Source organism: Pseudomonas sp. MDT2-39-1 (assembly GCF_054898085.1).
The window spans coordinates 6,195,406-6,211,522 of record NZ_CM142716.1; the positions used below are offsets into that span (position 1 = coordinate 6,195,406).

Consider the following 16,117-nt stretch of genomic DNA (forward strand, 5'->3'; position numbering starts at 1 on the left):
ACTGACCTTGTAGGAGCGAGGCTTGCCCGCGAAGGCGCCCGTTCAGGCGCCATCAAATCTCGCTTATATAGATGCCAGTCCCTTTGAGGATGTTCTGCAGCGTTTCTTCCACTTCCGCCAGATCGCCGGCATCCGTACTGTGAATGATCTCCAGCGAATCATCCCCATTCAACGCATCCGCATCCGCCGCCGCAATCTCAATCAGCAGCCGGGTAGCGCTGAGAGTCACTTTCACCCCGTCCAGGGTCGACGGTTCGTCGCCGAGGCTGATGTCCAGCGCGTCTTCGTCCGGATACCGGGTCATCAGGAACATGTCGCCCTGTTCGCTGTGGCAGCAGAGCATGGCCATGTTGTCTTCTTCGTCATCGCACGGGTTGACGATCAAGAGTGGGGTGGTCATTTGCATGGGAAAATCCTGGCTCGGCGAGCGTTGTGAACGCAATAAAAGGCGATTCTGCCAGCCCTCGGGAATTTCTGCTTGTCTGAGTGTCAGAGGATGTGTCGTGAACACTTGGGGTGTTGCTGGTCATTTCTGGTACGGATGTACCGTAAAACCGGGGATAAAACGCCCGTTTTCCTGCACGGCTGCTAGTGTTGTTCGAGGCATATGACGCGAGCTGCGTACCGATGACCGAATATGTCGCAGCGCCGCAAGCACAGGCCTTGCCGCACTCGTTAAGCTGCGCATCGAATGGATATCCGTAAAGGCATTGTGCAATTCATCGCACAGGCGTTTTTGCCGATAACCCTTCATGGAAGGTGAATGTGACCTGAGTGTCTCGTCCAGCTTCACCCAACTGTCATCCTGTTTCCTCTGCCCGAGAATCAGGAACAGGGTGACGGATCACCCCGAAAGGGGTTTGCACGCGACGCTTCCATCAATAACAAGCCCAAGCGGAGTACCACAGATGGCGTTCTTCACCGCAGCCAGCAAAGCCGACTTCCAGCACCAACTGCAAGCGGCACTGGCCCAGCACATCAGTGAACAGGCACTGCCACAAGTGGCGCTGTTCGCGGAACAATTTTTCGGCATCATTTCCCTCGACGAGCTGACTCAACGTCGGTTGTCCGACCTCGCCGGCTGCACCCTTTCTGCGTGGCGCCTGCTTGAGCGCTTCGATCACGCGCAACCGCAAGTGCGCGTCTACAACCCTGATTACGAACGCCACGGCTGGCAGTCGACCCACACCGCGGTCGAAGTACTGCACCACGATCTGCCCTTTTTGGTGGACTCGGTGCGTACCGAGCTGAACCGTCGCGGCTACAGCATCCACACCCTGCAAACCACTGTGCTGAGCGTGCGTCGCGGCAGCAAGGGCGAGCTGCTGGAAATCCTGCCGAAAGGCACCCAGGGCGACGACGTTCTGCAAGAGTCGTTGATGTACCTGGAAATCGACCGTTGCGCCAACTCGGCCGAACTGAATGTCCTGAGCAAGGAATTGGAACAGGTTCTCGGTGAAGTCCGCGTCGCGGTCGCCGATTTCGAGCCGATGAAAGCCAAGGTCCAGGAAATCCTCACCGGCCTGGACACTAGCCAGTTCGCCGTCGATCCAGAAGAAAAGGCCGAAATCAAAAGCTTCCTGGAATGGCTGGTGGGCAACCACTTCACCTTCCTCGGCTATGAAGAGTTCGTGGTTCGCGATGAAGCCGATGGTGGCCATATCGTCTACGACCAGGACTCTTTCCTCGGCCTGACCAAACTGCTGCGCACCGGCCTGACCTACGATGACCTGCGCATCGAAGACTACGCCGTGAACTACCTGCGCGAACCGACCCTGCTGTCGTTCGCCAAGGCTGCGCACCCAAGCCGTGTACACCGTCCGGCTTACCCGGATTATGTGTCGATCCGTGTCATCGACGCCGACGGCAACGTCACCAAGGAATGCCGTTTCATGGGCCTGTACACCTCGTCGGTGTATGGCGAGAGCGTGCGGGTCATCCCGTACATCCGTCGCAAGGTCGAAGAAATCGAACGCCGTTCCGGCTTCCAGGCCAAGGCTCACTTGGGCAAGGAACTGGCGCAGGTGGTTGAAGTGCTGCCGCGCGACGATCTGTTCCAGACCCCGGTGGACGAGCTGTTCAGCACCGTGATGTCGATCGTACAGATCCAGGAACGCAACAAGATTCGCGTGTTCCTGCGTAAAGACCCGTACGGCCGCTTCTGCTACTGCCTGGCCTACGTGCCGCGTGACATCTACTCCACTGAAGTGCGCCAGAAGATCCAGCAAGTGCTGATGGATCGCCTGAAAGCCTCGGACTGCGAGTTCTGGACCTTCTTCTCCGAATCCGTGCTGGCCCGTGTGCAGCTGATTCTGCGCGTCGATCCGAAGAACCGTCTGGACATCGACCCGGTTCTGCTGGAAAAAGAAGTGGTGCAAGCGTGCCGCAGCTGGCAGGACGACTACGCGAGCCTGGTCGTCGAAAGCTTCGGCGAAGCCCATGGCACCAACGTGCTGGCAGACTACCCGAAAGGCTTCCCGGCCGGTTACCGCGAGCGTTTCGCAGCCCACTCGGCTGTGGTCGACATGCAGCACTTGCTGAGCCTGAGCGAAAAAAACCCACTGGTGATGAGCTTCTATCAGCCACTGGGTCAGGTGTCCGGCCAACGCGAGCTGCACTGCAAGCTGTATCACGCCGATACGCCGCTGGCGCTGTCCGACGTGCTGCCGATCCTGGAAAACCTGGGTCTGCGCGTGCTGGGTGAGTTCCCGTATCGCCTGCGTCACAACAATGGCCGCGAATTCTGGATTCACGATTTCGCGTTCACCGCTGCTGAAGGCCTGGAACTCGACATCCAGCAACTCAACGACACCTTGCAGGACGCTTTCGTCCACATCGTGCGTGGCGATGCCGAGAACGATGCGTTCAACCGTCTGGTGCTGACCGCCGGCCTGCCATGGCGCGATGTTGCGCTGCTGCGCGCCTACGCCCGTTACATGAAGCAGATTCGTCTGGGCTTCGACCTGGGTTACATCGCCAGCACCCTGAACAACCACACCGACATCGCTCGCGAGTTGACCCGGTTGTTCAAGACCCGTTTCTACCTGGCGCGCAAGCTGACTGGCGACGATCTGGAAGACAAGCAGCAACGCCTGGAACACGCGATCATTGCCGCGCTGGACGAAGTCCAGGTGCTGAACGAAGACCGCATCCTGCGTCGCTACCTGGACCTGATCAAGGCCACGTTGCGGACCAACTTCTACCAGACCGATGCGAACGGCAAGAACAAGTCCTACTTCAGCTTCAAGTTCAACCCGCACCAGATTCCCGAGCTGCCGAAGCCAGTACCGAAGTTCGAAATCTTCGTTTACTCGCCACGCGTCGAAGGCGTGCACCTGCGCTTTGGCAACGTTGCTCGCGGTGGTCTGCGCTGGTCTGACCGTGAAGAAGACTTCCGTACCGAAGTCCTGGGCCTGGTAAAAGCCCAGCAAGTGAAGAACTCGGTCATCGTGCCGGTCGGCGCCAAGGGCGGCTTCCTGCCGCGTCGCCTGCCACTGGGTGGCAGCCGTGACGAGATCGCGGCCGAAGGCATCGCCTGCTACCGCATCTTCATCTCGGGCCTGCTGGACATCACCGACAACCTGAAGGACGGCGCGCTGGTTCCGCCGGCCAACGTTGTGCGTCATGACGACGATGACCCGTACCTGGTGGTCGCTGCGGACAAGGGCACTGCGACCTTCTCCGACATCGCCAACGGTATCGCCATCGACTATGGCTTCTGGCTCGGTGATGCATTCGCCTCGGGCGGCTCGGCCGGTTACGACCACAAGAAGATGGGCATCACCGCCAAGGGCGCGTGGGTTGGCGTACAACGTCACTTCCGCGAACGCGGCATCAATGTGCAGAAAGACAGCATCACCGTGGTCGGTGTCGGCGACATGGCCGGTGACGTGTTCGGTAACGGCTTGTTGATGTCGGAGACGCTGCAACTGGTCGCCGCATTCAACCACCTGCACATCTTCATCGACCCGAACCCTGAGCCGGCGAACAGCTTTGCCGAGCGTCAGCGCCTGTTCGACCTGCCGCGTTCGGCGTGGTCGGATTACGACACCAGCATCATGTCCGAAGGCGGCGGGATCTTCTCCCGTAGCGCGAAAAGCATCGCGATTTCCCCGCAGATGAAAGAGCGTTTCGACATTCAGGCTGACAAGCTGACCCCGACCGAACTGCTGAATGCCTTGCTCAAGGCCCCGGTGGACCTGTTGTGGAACGGCGGTATCGGTACTTACGTCAAAGCCAGCAGCGAAAGCCACGCCGATGTCGGCGACAAGGCCAACGATGCACTGCGCGTGAACGGTAACGAACTGCGCTGCAAAGTCGTGGGCGAGGGCGGTAACCTCGGTATGACCCAACTGGGTCGTGTCGAATTCGGTCTAAATGGCGGCGGTTCCAACACCGACTTCATCGACAACGCCGGTGGCGTGGACTGCTCCGACCACGAAGTAAACATCAAGATCCTGCTGAACGAAGTGGTTCAGGCCGGTGACATGACCGACAAGCAACGTAACCAGTTGCTGGCGAGCATGACCGACGAAGTCGGCAACCTGGTGCTCGGCAATAACTACAAGCAGACTCAGGCCCTGTCCCTGGCGGCCCGTCGTGCCTTGCCGCGGATTGCCGAATACAAGCGTCTGATGAACGATCTGGAAGGCCGCGGCAAGCTGGATCGCGCCATCGAGTTCCTGCCGGCTGAAGAAGCGATCAACGAGCGCATCGCGGCAGGCCATGGCCTGTCCCGTGCCGAGCTGTCGGTGCTGATCTCCTACAGCAAGATCGACCTCAAGGAAGCGCTGCTTAACTCCCAGGTGCCGGACGACGACTACCTGACGCGCGACATGGAAACCGCTTTCCCGCCGAGCCTGGTGAGCAAGTTCTCCGACGCCATGCGCCGTCACCGTCTGAAGCGCGAAATCGTCAGCACCCAGATCGCCAACGATCTGGTGAACCACATGGGTATCACCTTCGTTCAACGACTCAAAGAGTCGACCGGCATGAGCCCGGCGAACGTGGCCGGTGCCTATGTGATCGTGCGTGACATCTTCCATCTCCCGCACTGGTTCCGTCAGATCGAAGCACTGGATTACCAGGTTTCCGCCGACGTACAACTGGAGCTGATGGACGAGCTGATGCGTCTGGGCCGTCGCGCTACGCGCTGGTTCCTGCGTGCCCGCCGCAACGAGCAGAACGCTGCCCGTGACGTCGCCCACTTCGGTCCGCATCTGAAGGAGTTGGGTCTCAAGCTCGACGAACTGCTCAGTGGCGAGATCCACGAGAACTGGCAGGCCCGCTATGAGGCGTACGTCGAAGCCGGTGTGCCGGAGTTGCTCGCGCGCATGGTGGCTGGCACTTCGCACCTGTACACGCTGCTGCCGATCATCGAGGCTTCCGACGTGACCGGCCAGAACCCTGCGGACGTGGCGAAAGCTTACTTCGCCGTGGGCAGCGCGCTGGACATCACTTGGTACCTGCAACAGATCAGCGCTCTGCCGGTTGAAAACAACTGGCAGGCCCTGGCCCGTGAGGCGTTCCGTGATGACGTCGACTGGCAGCAACGTGCGATCACCATATCGGTCCTGCAACAGGGCGACGGCACCCAGGACGTGGAAACACGCCTGGCGCTGTGGATGGAAGAGCACAAAGGCATGATCGAACGCTGGCGCGCCATGCTGGTGGAGATCCGTGCGGCGAGCGGCACTGACTACGCGATGTATGCGGTGGCCAACCGTGAGTTGCTGGACTTGGCGTTGAGTGGGCAAGCGGTAGTGCCTGCCACTGTCACCGCCAGTGTAGAACTGGAGCCGGCGGCCTGATCAGTCGCTGAATGAAAAAGCCCCGTCTCGAAAGAGGCGGGGCTTTTTTTATCTGCAAGTTTTGTAGTGTTGGGGCGGGCCTCTTCGCGGGCAAGCCTCGCTCCTACAGGGAATGAGTGGTTCCTTGTAGGAGCGAGGCTTGCCCGCGAAGAGGCCATTCGCCTTAATACAACTTCTGACCTGCTGTGTTGTCGATCGTCGACACTTTATCTGTCGATCTGGTCAATAAATTACTGAGCGACTGGTCAAACATTTGTAATGCCCGTACTTGCACATTCTGTTGTTCATTAATATCCGCCACTGACTCTTCGCTACGTTTGTAATCCGCCCACGCTGGACTCAGCGCCTTAGCGTCATGCCCTTGTGCAGTACCGATGTAATTGAAGTTCGAATCATAGAACTCCGCACTCACATTTGCCTCGATATCCGAACTGCGCGACGTCATCAATTGGCTGCGGGTGTCAACGATGGCGACCACGTCCGGCTTCGCCGCTCTGAGGCTTTGCATGTCAGGGAACACCGTCACCGAGCCGAACTGGCGTTGCAACGATGCCTTGACCCAGTCCACCGCATGGTCCGGCCTGGAGGTGGCCACGTACGTCGTGGATCGGCTGCACCAGCAGGCTCTGGCCGAAACCGGTGCCGGCGTTGGCCTGATAGTGCTGCAGGTAGGCGCGGTTGGCCTGGATGTTGCGGCGGTAGACGATGCCCAGTGAAACATGGCTGCCATTGGGAACATGCGTGGCACTGCTGCGGCCAACCGGCTCAGTGAAGACGCCGTCCAGCGAAGATACCGCTTTGGGTGCGGTGGGAACTGAGCAGCCCGTCAACAGAACGGTTATTGTTAAGGTACTGACAAGCGCAAGTTTCATGGTGTTTCTCCAGTGGAACAACTTGGGTCGCAAAGTTGTAGTGCCGGGTTGCCCGGCGTGTTTCAAGACTAAACCTGTCGCCGCTTAGTGAAGCCAATCAGCACTTCCTGGGTGACCAATAGTTTAATTGGGCTTAAACGAGGCCCGGTCATTACACCGGGAAATAAAAAGGCCCGGAACGTTAATTCGGGCCTTTTATTTATGGCTGTCTTTCAGCGATCAGTTTTCCAAGTAGAAACAACGATAATCCGCAGCCCGATCCAATCAAACAGCCAATATTCGGGAAGGTGAGGGGACCAATCCAACACAGAATTTTTTGTAGCTGCCTTGTGGTGAGGGGATTTATCCCCGTCCGGCTGCGAAGCAGTTGTAAACCCGGCCAGCACGGTCCTGCTGAGAAACCGCGTAGTCTGATTTTACGACTGCTGCCCAGCCGAACGGGGATAAATCCCCTTGCCACAAGGTAGCTGCTACAAAGGGTCTAGCGAATCGGGAAGCTGTTGAAATCCACTGAATTCGCCAATTGGCTGTCGATCAGGCCAATGAAGCCTTGTACTTCAGGGCAGTTGAAATGCATCTGCATAGCCGCTTCCGATTGCCAGCGGGCGCTGACGTTCCAGCGGTTGCTGTCCTCTGGGCAGCGGTCGACCATATAGGAATCACAGCCCGGTTGTTGACGCAGGGTGTCGACAATCTTTTGCAGTTGCTTACCCAGTTCATCCGAGCGGCCGGCGGCGGCCTGCACCTTTATGGTATTGATCACTTCGTTGGACATTGCTCACACTCCTGAATCAGGCCGGACGAATCCTGCTCATTGAGGGATAACGCTTATGCAGGATAGGCCTGCACCTTGGGACCGCCAATAGCCAATCGCCGGATAAAGCCGCAGACCAATCGATCAGGCCACCTGTTGCAGAATGTCGCGCAAACGGTCCAGCGCGGTGTCGATGTCCAGGGTTTCTATTGCACCAAAGCCCAGGAAAAGCCCGGCCCGTGGCGCTTGCTGGTAGAAAAAGCTGTCGATCGCGTAGAGCCCGACTTCGACTTTTTTGGCCAGCTCGATCACCAATGGAATATCGATAGGCACTTTGCACATAACCACCATGTGGAAACCGGCCGTAGTGGGCACAGGTTCCAGCCAGGGTGAAAGGTCGCCCGCCATGCGCGTCAGAATCCGCTCGCGGCGCCCGGCATAGATCGTATGGCAGCGCCGGATGTGCTTGAGCAGGCAGCCTTCAGCGATGAATTTGGCCAGCGCCCATTGGGGCAGGGTGGAGGTGTGCAGGTCGGTGAGCTGCTTGGCGCGGATGACGGCTTCAAGAATCGCCGGCGGCAACACCGCATAACCAAGCCGAAGCTCCGGCAACATGGTTTTGGAAAAGGTCCCGACGTAGGCGACGATGCCGCGCTCATCCATGCTTTGCAGTGAATCGGTGGGGCGGCCTTCGTAGCGAAATTCGCTGTCGTAGTCGTCCTCGATGATGATCGCGCCCAACTCGTGGGCCCGCTCCAGCAGCGCCACCCGGCGCGCCTGACTCATCGGCATGCCCAACGGGAACTGGTGGGACGGCGTGACGTAAATCAGCCGAGTGCCCAGGGGGATTTTATCCACCTCAATCCCTTCGGCATCCACCGGCACCCCGATCACCGTGGCCCCGTGGGTGCCAAACAACAGACGTGCCGGCGGATAGCCAGGGTCTTCCATGGCGACAATGCTGCCTGGACGCGTCAACACCCGGGAGATCAAGTCCAGCGCCTGTTGCGCGCCGTTGCACACCACCACGTCTTCGTCCTGGCAATTGACCCCGCGAGAAAACGCGATGTGTCGGGCGATTGCATTACGCAGCGCCGGCAGGCCTTCGGGCAAGCTGTAGAAGCCCTTCGACGCGGCGATCTGGCGTAACGCGTGGGAGGTGCAGCGCCGCCAATCGTCCTGCGGGAACTGACCTTTGCTGGTCGCGCCACCGATGAAGTCGTAGCGTAACGAGCCTTCCAGGGTCGGGTGACGCAAAAACACCGGCAGCTTGCGCCAGGACTCGATCACCTCAAAGCTCGCCAAATGCGAATGGCTTTGCTTGGGGGCGGCGTTGGCTGTCCGGGCATTGACGAACGTGCCTTTGCCGATCACCCCGGTGAGGAAGTTCTCGTACGTGAGTTGTGCATAGGTGTCGGAAATGGTCTTGCGCGAAATGCTCAGCTGTTCGGCCAGCAAGCGGCTGGGCGGCAACTGTGTCCCGGCTGTCAGGCGGCCGGATTCAATGGCGCTGCGCAGTTGGTTGTACAACTGGCCTGCCAGGTCCTTGCGGCCGTTGATGACGACATGAAGTTCCATACCGGCGAGGCTCCTGGGGCGATTGAGGCGCTTGTGGGTCGCGCCAGATTACCCGCATGAGCCGCTGTGCAGAAGTTGCGTGGGCGAAAAACCCCGGATTGGTCTGCCGGCGAATGGTCCACGGCTTTTTCGCTGAATTGGATCTGTAACGTCCGTGCGCCAGCGCCTACCTTGGAAGTCTCTATTTGATCCAAGAGGTCGCTCCATGAATGCCCGCCTGGATTACTACAGCGCATCGCCCAAAGCGATGAAAGCGATGATTGCCATGGAGGCCTTGACCAGCAACCTCAGCATTGAGCCGGCCTTGCTGCATTTGATCAAGATCCGCGCCTCGCAACTCAATGGCTGCGCCTTCTGCACCGACATGCATTCCGTGGATGCACGGCGGCTCGGCGAGACCGATCGGCGCTTGTATTCGATTGTGGTGTGGCGCGACAGCGGCTTCTTCAACCCTCGCGAACGCGCGGCGCTGGCCTGGACCGAAGCGGTAACCTTGCTCTCTGAAAACCATGTGCCGGACGACGTCTACGCCTTGGCCCGGGAGCAGTTCAACGAAAACGAAATGGTCGACTTGACCATCGCGGTCACCACGATCAACAGCTGGAATCGCCTGGCGGTGAGTTTTCGGCAAAGCCCCAGCAGCTGAATCGATTTTCCGCGCCGGGTGTCACGTCAGGTTCATAAACGCTGCGCAGGATGAGGTTTTCAAGGATAGATCGACAAGGAGTCATTGATGTCATTCATGGAATCCACCCGCGCCGCCAGTATCGATCCGGTACTGGCGCAGTCTTTCCGGGTCAGCGCCCGTTGCGGTTGTTTCATGCAAGCGGCCCGCAGCCTCAACATCAAATCAACCCAGTTGCGCAAACACCTGGCGCAACTTGAAACGCAATTGCAGTGTTCGCTGTTCAATCATCAGGACAATGGCCTGGCCTTGACTCATGAAGGGTTGCAGCTTCAGGCGCAATTGATCGCCCTGGCCCATGAGCACGACGTGCCGGTGATCGAACAGCCGCTGATTCGACTGGCCGTGGCCGAGTCGATTCTGCACGACATTCTGGGGCGAGATCTGGTCTCGCTGTTGCGACGCAACGCCAGCGTTCGCCTGGATATCATCACGCTGGACAGTGAACTGTCGTTGCAGGCGATCAGTGCCGACGTGGTGCTGTGGTTGGCCGGCCCCGATTCACCGCCGCCGGGCCCGAGTTTCCCGATCAGTGAGCCGCAGCGCCTGGCGCGACTGGACTATCTGCCGCACATCGCCAAACGTTATTCGCGGGTTGCGGCCCGTCCCGACAGCCTCGATGACTTGGCCGACTTCATGTTGGTGCAATGGCAGCCTGACCGTCAGGTCGAGAGTTTTCGGCCGTGGCACGCTGTGATCGATCAGCGCCTGGCCGGCGTGGTGCAGTTGCATTCTTATGAGCTGATGCTGGAGATGATCCGTTGCAGCGCCTGCATCGGTTTGCTGCCCAATTACATGAGCCGGTTTGATCGCGGGCTGATTGCGCTGTCGGGGCTGTCGGGGCTGTTCGACCGGCCGATGCAGCGTCAGGTGTGGATGGCGGTCAACGCCGAGTCCAAGGGGCAGGCGGAGGTGCAGATGATTGTCGAGCTGATCCATAACACCTTCAATGAACGACGCGAGTGGTTTGAAGCCTGAACACTGCCCCCCTGTGGGAGCGGGCTTGCTCGCGAATGCGGCGGGTCAGTCAAATCAATGCTGACTGACCCACCGCATTCGCGAGCAAGCCCGCTCCCACAAAGGTTCTCGCCAGATAGGAAGAACGCGTTGTAGAGTTGCCGGCCATGTCTGCATCAAGGATGAGTCACCCATGCCCGCCACCGAACCTGCCATCACCCTCGAACGCTTCAGCGAATCCCACATCGACGGTGTCACCGCGCTCTACAACGACCCGGCCATTACCCGCCAAGTGTTGCAAATGCCGTTTCAATCCACTGAAGTCTGGCGTAAACGCCTGGCATCGGATAACGAGCGGCTGGTGAAACTGGTGGCGCTGCATCAGGGAATGGTCATTGGCAACGTTGGCCTGGAACAGTTCTCGCGGATCCGCCGCAGCCATGCCGGCAGTCTCGGCATGGCGGTCGCGGTGGAATGGCAGGGCAAAGGCGTGGGCTCAAAACTGCTGGCGGCTGCGCTGGACGTCGCCGACAACTGGATGAACCTGCAACGGGTCGAGCTTTCGGTGTACGCCGACAACGAAGCGGCCATCGGGCTCTACCGCAAGTTCGGCTTCGAGACCGAAGGCCTGTTCCGCGACTACGCCGTGCGGGACGGCCGGCTGGTCGATACCTTGAGCATGGCGCGCCTGCGTCGCTCGCCCCGATCTGACTGATTCAGTCGCCCAATGCGAAAGCCACCGCCGCCTGCGCATGCAGTTCGGTGGTGTCGAGCAAGGGCAGGGCGCAGTGCTCGGGTTTGATCAGCAGGCCGATTTCGGTGCAGCCGAGAATGATCGCCTGGGCACCTCGCCGGGTCAGCGACTCGATGACGCGCTGATACACCTTGCGCGACGCTTCGTTGATCACCCCGACGCACAACTCGTCATAGATGATCCGGTGCACGGCGTTGCGTTCTTCGGCGTCCGGCACCAGCACCGTCAAGCCCATCGCGCTCAGGCGATCCTTGAGAAAAACCTGTTCCATGGTGAAGGCAGTCCCGAGCAAACCGACCTTCAGTGCACCGGCATCCACGGCGGCTTGCCCGGTCGGGTCGGCGATGTGCAAAAACGGAATATTGATGGCTGCCTGAATCTGCCCGGCCACCTTGTGCATGGTATTGGTACACAGCACCACGCATTCGGCGCCGCCAGCCTCCAGTCGCCGCGCCGCATCCACCAGAATCGCCGCCGCATCGTCCCAGCGACCCGCATGCTGGGCCTGTTCGACAGGGCCGAAGTCGACGCTGTACATGAGCAATTTCGCCGAACGCAACGGCCCGAGCCGGTCGCGAACCTGTTGGTTGATGAGGCGGTAATACTCGGCGCTGGACTCCCAGCTCATGCCGCCGATAAGGCCGATGGTGCGCATGTAACTCTCCGATTTTTCCAACTGGGGAGAGTGTCCATCGTTTTGGGCAGGTGATGCCAGTGTATTGGGTGGATTATGTCTCGCTCGCCCTGAAGCGCCCGCTTCAGGGGTATGCGGGCGCGGGCGATCAAGGTGAGACCAGTTGATCCGAGGCGGCGTATTGAAAACTTGCGTTGCCGGAACGTAACGAAGACGGAATGAGCCTTATGACGGGCACCCAGATCCTTGGGTTGGTGGAGTCATAAAAATCCTTCTGGTTGTTACGGGCTTCCTCAAGACCGTCATTGTTCCCCCCGAAGATATAAAAGAAGGCCATCAGGGGCAGCGTCTGCTGCATATTCTGTGACCATGTCTTGATGACGATTTCGTTTTGTTCGTTAAATCCGGTTGCGCCTAACATCCCTCTTGCCCGTACGGATTGATAAAAAGCATCTGCAGCCGGTTTACCTGTTGCCTCCGAAACATCAAAACCGCATTGGCGAATATGTTGATTGGTCGGTGAGCTGTCCCAAACGGCCTTCCATTGTTCTGCCGTGGTCACACCTGCACTGCGACAACGTTGGCTTTGAGAAGGAAACGACGCGTGAGCACCGCACGGTGTGGTTCGGTTCCAGGTCCAGCCGTCGATGGGGAAGGAGCAAAGGAAATCGAGATCGACCTTGTCATGCGGCGCCCCGAAGATGGGGTATAACATGTAGCCATTGTTTTTCCCCCATGCGAGTCGCCCGACATTTGCATCCTTTCTGATGTAGGAAAACGAAACACCGTCGTTTCTAACAGAAGTATCGCTCGGATTCCATACATGATGCGTTTCGCCAGGCTTTTTGTCCGTGACTCTGAGTACAATGCCCGAACATAAAAATGCCGGTGCGGTGGGGGAGTTTTTACAGTTGGGGTCGACCCGGTTATAAAGTGTCGTTAGCAAGGTGACGACCTCCGGTCCTGTCATGGCCACCTGCGATGCACTGGACGCTGTAACGTCTTGGGTTGGGCTGTCGACATGTACGCACCCGAGGGCGGACGCGACAAAAAGCGTTAATATAATTCGTTTCATATTATTATCCGTTTTAAGTTGTACTTTTAATTGTTTGTATTAACTTCCGGGCGTGCTCATAGACCGACCGCCTGGTCGGCGGCAACGTACGTAAAAGTGGTAATACCGGTTGCGCTGGCGGACGGTGTCAGGCGAATGATGGGGACAATCCTTTTCGGATTGGTTGAATTGTAGAAGTCTTTTTGATTGTATTGCGCATCCGCCAATCCTTGATTAGCGCCGCCGGCGATGAAAAAGAACGCCATGATAGGAAACCAATTGGCACGGCCAGCAGGCCAGGTACGAATGATGATCTCGTTATGTTCGTTAAAGCCCGTAGTGCCCAGCATGGATTTTGCCAGTAAGGACTGGTAGAACGCCGGTCCTGCCAACATATTGCGATCATCCGAGACATCGAAACCACATTGGCGCAAATTTGGATTGCCCCCTGGCTGGTTCCACACGGCCACCGCTTGTGCGGCAGTCGTTACACCGGCTTCCTGACAACGTTTACTTTGTACGGGGTAAGTGGCAGACGGCCCGCAAACTTCCGTCGCACTTCGATGCCAACCCCAAGCGTCCATTGGGTAAGAACACAGGAATTGCAAGTGGTCCAGACCGCCCGGTTGTTCAAGAAAGGGGTAAAGGATGTAGCCATTACCATAACCCCATGCGAGTCGCCCGAAGTTTGTGTCAGCCCTCAAGTGGGAGAACGACACCCCGCCGCTTTTTACTGAGGTAGGGCTGGGGTCCCATACTTTGTACTGCCCCGCAGGGTCTTTCACGGTCACCCTGAACGTCATGCCAGCACACAGGAACGCCGGTTGAGAGTCGGCCTTGTTGCAATTGAGGAACTTCCTCCCGTAAAGCGTTGTTAGCTGGGCAACTACCGCCGCGCCATTCCGGGCGGCAGGGCTGTCAAGGGCGCCGACGTCATTCGGTAAAATTGTGCGGGTGGGTGAACAACCCATGATTAATGCGATGAATACAATAAGAATCGTATTTTTCACGATAAGGCTCCTTCATCAAAAGACTTTGGCGTATTTGGTTTTTAATGGCTGTCGATGTGTTAGTGTCACGGCATCTTGATGTTTAGAGACGTTTTACGGTGCCTTTTCGGGTAGCGGAGTGACATGATTGCAACCGGCAGCTAACGTTAATTGGTAACCCACATCAGGTCGCCAAGGTTCCAGAATCCACTGCAATTTATTCCGGGCAATTTCCAGATGGCAAATCAGTTGGTGACGAAGTCCATGGGTGTTTTTCCAATATTCACTATTGGAATAATCCCGCGAGAGTTCGTCCCATAGATACGGTGTTTGCTCTGGCTGTGTTTCTCTTGCGCAGGGCGTGGGTGTTATTGCGATAGACCATTCATTGTCACGACGTAACCATACGGCGCTTTCGATGTATTTTGCACAACGTTGTAGTGTGTTCGTTTTTCCGTCTTCTGTTGCGTTGGTTGTTAGCGGATCTGAATACGACAATGAGTAATGACTTATTAATAACCCTGCGAAAAGAAATGACCAGACGTGGCGGTTCATAATGTCGTCCTTGTGGGTGTTGAATATTTCGATATTTTTTTGCTGTTGTATTAGTTATTCAGCCAGCAAGCGCAAGATCCACGAAAACATCAAACGCTCACCACTGCCGGTGTGAAGGACCGTGTAATTGATACGCACCGGCAGTCCTGCACTTTCAGCAATCCAGGCCGGATCAATGGACAGCCTCATCTGGGAAGTATTGTTGATAGGTACTTCGGGTCCATAACGAGTGACTTTCCCGTGCCAGGCAATGCGTACTGAATATCCGCTGCTCATGCCTACATAACTCACGGTTGCAATTCGCTTGTCTGCTGACAATGTGGGTTCAGGTAGATGAAATCTCTGGCGTGTAACGGTCAGGTCCAATGGGCGCGACTTGAGTGGCTCGGCAATACCGGGGTATTCAACCGTGTAATACACCTCGGCGCCGCTGCCAATACAGTCGATGACGTCCAGACGGTGGATCAGGAATGTCAGGGTTTGGTCAGGCTGTCCGACCGTTTGCACTTCACTGCCATAGGTATTGTTTCGGCCAACCCAATACACCTTGACGGTGTGGCCGGTGAGCGAGCCGGTATAAGCAACTTGTACTCTGGCGTGTTCGGCCGAGTACATGTCATCAAACGTCAATTCCTTGCCATCATTTCCAAAGGCCTCCAGCACTTTAGGCGGCTTCAGATCCAGAACCGGTCGTTTGATATGCACATCGATGTAAGTCGTGCTCGACCAGGTCGCCTGCGGGCCGGATGTGTTTCCGATTTGATCCACGCCCCTGAAGCGCATTGCAAATCGAGGGTTATCATTTTTGAACGCATCTGCAAAAAGCCTCAACACCACTGTGCCGGCGGCGGCTTGTGCATCCGTCACTGTATGCAGGACAGTGTGGCCATCACAATCGAGAGTGATTTTGTCGTGCGCCCGCATGTAAGGATATTCGAGTGTGACGTCTACCCCTTGCGCCGCGCGATTAGCATCCAGCCCCTTGGCGATTACATCCGCAGGGAGAGTCATTCCAAGGTTGGGATTGTCCCCGGATCCGGTGACTTCACCGCCAGGGCGGGGGGTGTTAAACAGAAAGACCAGGTCCTGCGATGTTTCCGGTTCCTGACTGACGCGTTTGACTCTCAAGCGAACACGGTTGATACCGTTTTGCAAAAAACCGCCTGGCAGATACAAGGTGAATCTCTTGTCTTCCTCACCCGGCTGGATCGTCTTGGAGTCGACGGCCGTGGGCAGGGCATTAAGCAACAACTCTGCAGTATCGTATTCACTCATCTCGTACCAGGGGTCGACCAACACTTGAACGCCGGCAGGTCTTACCAGGACTAGCCCGACACCTCCCTCAGGACTGTCGGGATGAATGACCGGCGTCGTCCACAGCGGAATATAAACTTTGTCTATTGCTAATAGTGAGTTGCTCATGAGCTGCGTCCCCGGTTGCGAGTTTTATCCTTATCTCGGCTGCGATTCCATCA

General features: G+C 57.5%; 12 protein-coding genes and 1 pseudogene. 4 read left to right on the plus strand and 9 right to left on the minus strand.

What is annotated here, in order from left to right; translation table 11 throughout:
* Positions 1-52 precede the first annotated feature (52 nt).
* On the minus strand, positions 53-406 hold the full coding sequence (locus tag ACYZTM_RS28750; protein WP_131062884.1) for a hypothetical protein: 354 nt from the start codon (positions 404-406) through the stop codon (positions 53-55).
* Between the two features lie 502 nt (positions 407-908).
* On the opposite strand from ACYZTM_RS28750, the gene ACYZTM_RS28755 reads away from it, so the two are divergent.
* Positions 909-5,810, plus strand: a complete 4,902-nt coding sequence (locus ACYZTM_RS28755; protein WP_461986026.1) for an NAD-glutamate dehydrogenase — start codon at positions 909-911, stop codon at positions 5,808-5,810.
* Positions 5,811-5,973: 163 nt separating this feature from the next.
* On the opposite strand, the pseudogene ACYZTM_RS28760 reads toward ACYZTM_RS28755, so the two are convergent.
* From ACYZTM_RS28760 to pdxR, 3 genes and pseudogenes are all read right to left on the minus strand, one after another.
* Positions 5,974-6,682, minus strand: a pseudogene (locus tag ACYZTM_RS28760) (ATPase).
* Between the two features lie 481 nt (positions 6,683-7,163).
* Positions 7,164-7,457, minus strand: a complete 294-nt coding sequence (locus ACYZTM_RS28765; RefSeq protein WP_131062886.1) for an antibiotic biosynthesis monooxygenase family protein — start codon at positions 7,455-7,457, stop codon at positions 7,164-7,166.
* A gap of 123 nt (positions 7,458-7,580) precedes the next feature.
* Positions 7,581-9,014 (minus strand): MocR-like pyridoxine biosynthesis transcription factor PdxR, encoded by a 1,434-nt coding sequence (gene pdxR, locus ACYZTM_RS28770; protein WP_461986029.1) that lies wholly within the window; start codon positions 9,012-9,014, stop codon positions 7,581-7,583.
* A gap of 205 nt (positions 9,015-9,219) precedes the next feature.
* Here pdxR and ACYZTM_RS28775 point away from each other — a divergent pair, with 205 nt between their 5' ends.
* The 3 genes from ACYZTM_RS28775 (at position 9,220) to ACYZTM_RS28785 (ending at position 11,371) form a co-directional block, all read left to right on the plus strand.
* The gene (locus ACYZTM_RS28775) at positions 9,220-9,660 is read left to right on the plus strand and encodes a carboxymuconolactone decarboxylase family protein (RefSeq protein ID WP_131062888.1); all 441 of its coding nucleotides are present in this window, start codon (positions 9,220-9,222) and stop codon (positions 9,658-9,660) included.
* 87 nt (positions 9,661-9,747) lie between these two features.
* Entirely contained in the window at positions 9,748-10,677 is a 930-nt protein-coding gene (locus ACYZTM_RS28780) for a LysR family transcriptional regulator (protein WP_461986031.1), read from the plus strand.
* 172 nt (positions 10,678-10,849) lie between these two features.
* Positions 10,850-11,371 carry a GNAT family N-acetyltransferase gene (locus tag ACYZTM_RS28785; protein ID WP_461986033.1) on the plus strand — a complete coding sequence of 174 codons (522 nt, stop codon included), beginning with the start codon at positions 10,850-10,852 and terminating at the stop codon, positions 11,369-11,371.
* Between the two features lies 1 nt (position 11,372).
* On the opposite strand, the gene ACYZTM_RS28790 is transcribed toward ACYZTM_RS28785, so the two are convergent.
* From ACYZTM_RS28790 to ACYZTM_RS28810, 5 genes are all read right to left on the minus strand, one after another.
* On the minus strand, positions 11,373-12,065 hold the full coding sequence (locus tag ACYZTM_RS28790) for an aspartate/glutamate racemase family protein (protein ID WP_131062891.1): 693 nt from the start codon (positions 12,063-12,065) through the stop codon (positions 11,373-11,375).
* A gap of 127 nt (positions 12,066-12,192) precedes the next feature.
* Positions 12,193-13,119 (minus strand): halovibrin HvnC, encoded by a 927-nt coding sequence (locus ACYZTM_RS28795; protein ID WP_461986035.1) that lies wholly within the window; start codon positions 13,117-13,119, stop codon positions 12,193-12,195.
* Positions 13,120-13,175: 56 nt separating this feature from the next.
* Positions 13,176-14,108 carry a halovibrin HvnC gene (locus ACYZTM_RS28800; protein WP_461986037.1) on the minus strand — a complete coding sequence of 311 codons (933 nt, stop codon included), beginning with the start codon at positions 14,106-14,108 and terminating at the stop codon, positions 13,176-13,178.
* Between the two features lie 93 nt (positions 14,109-14,201).
* Positions 14,202-14,642 (minus strand): DUF2599 domain-containing protein, encoded by a 441-nt coding sequence (locus tag ACYZTM_RS28805; RefSeq protein ID WP_461986039.1) that lies wholly within the window; start codon positions 14,640-14,642, stop codon positions 14,202-14,204.
* A 54-nt stretch (positions 14,643-14,696) separates the two neighbouring features.
* The gene (locus ACYZTM_RS28810; protein ID WP_461986041.1) at positions 14,697-16,064 is read right to left on the minus strand and encodes a hypothetical protein; all 1,368 of its coding nucleotides are present in this window, start codon (positions 16,062-16,064) and stop codon (positions 14,697-14,699) included.
* Between the last annotated feature and the right edge of the window lie 53 nt (positions 16,065-16,117).

Coding starts and splice junctions, on each gene's coding strand:
- ACYZTM_RS28750 (WP_131062884.1), bottom strand. CDS start 406: ATGCAAATGACCACCCCACTCTTGATCGTCAACCCGTGCGATGACGAA.
- ACYZTM_RS28755 (WP_461986026.1), top strand. CDS start 909: ATGGCGTTCTTCACCGCAGCCAGCAAAGCCGACTTCCAGCACCAACTG.
- ACYZTM_RS28765 (WP_131062886.1), bottom strand. CDS start 7,457: ATGTCCAACGAAGTGATCAATACCATAAAGGTGCAGGCCGCCGCCGGC.
- pdxR (WP_461986029.1), bottom strand. CDS start 9,014: ATGGAACTTCATGTCGTCATCAACGGCCGCAAGGACCTGGCAGGCCAG.
- ACYZTM_RS28775 (WP_131062888.1), top strand. CDS start 9,220: ATGAATGCCCGCCTGGATTACTACAGCGCATCGCCCAAAGCGATGAAA.
- ACYZTM_RS28780 (WP_461986031.1), top strand. CDS start 9,748: ATGTCATTCATGGAATCCACCCGCGCCGCCAGTATCGATCCGGTACTG.
- ACYZTM_RS28785 (WP_461986033.1), top strand. CDS start 10,850: ATGCCCGCCACCGAACCTGCCATCACCCTCGAACGCTTCAGCGAATCC.
- ACYZTM_RS28790 (WP_131062891.1), bottom strand. CDS start 12,065: ATGCGCACCATCGGCCTTATCGGCGGCATGAGCTGGGAGTCCAGCGCC.
- ACYZTM_RS28795 (WP_461986035.1), bottom strand. CDS start 13,119: ATGAAACGAATTATATTAACGCTTTTTGTCGCGTCCGCCCTCGGGTGC.
- ACYZTM_RS28805 (WP_461986039.1), bottom strand. CDS start 14,642: ATGAACCGCCACGTCTGGTCATTTCTTTTCGCAGGGTTATTAATAAGT.
- ACYZTM_RS28810 (WP_461986041.1), bottom strand. CDS start 16,064: ATGAGCAACTCACTATTAGCAATAGACAAAGTTTATATTCCGCTGTGG.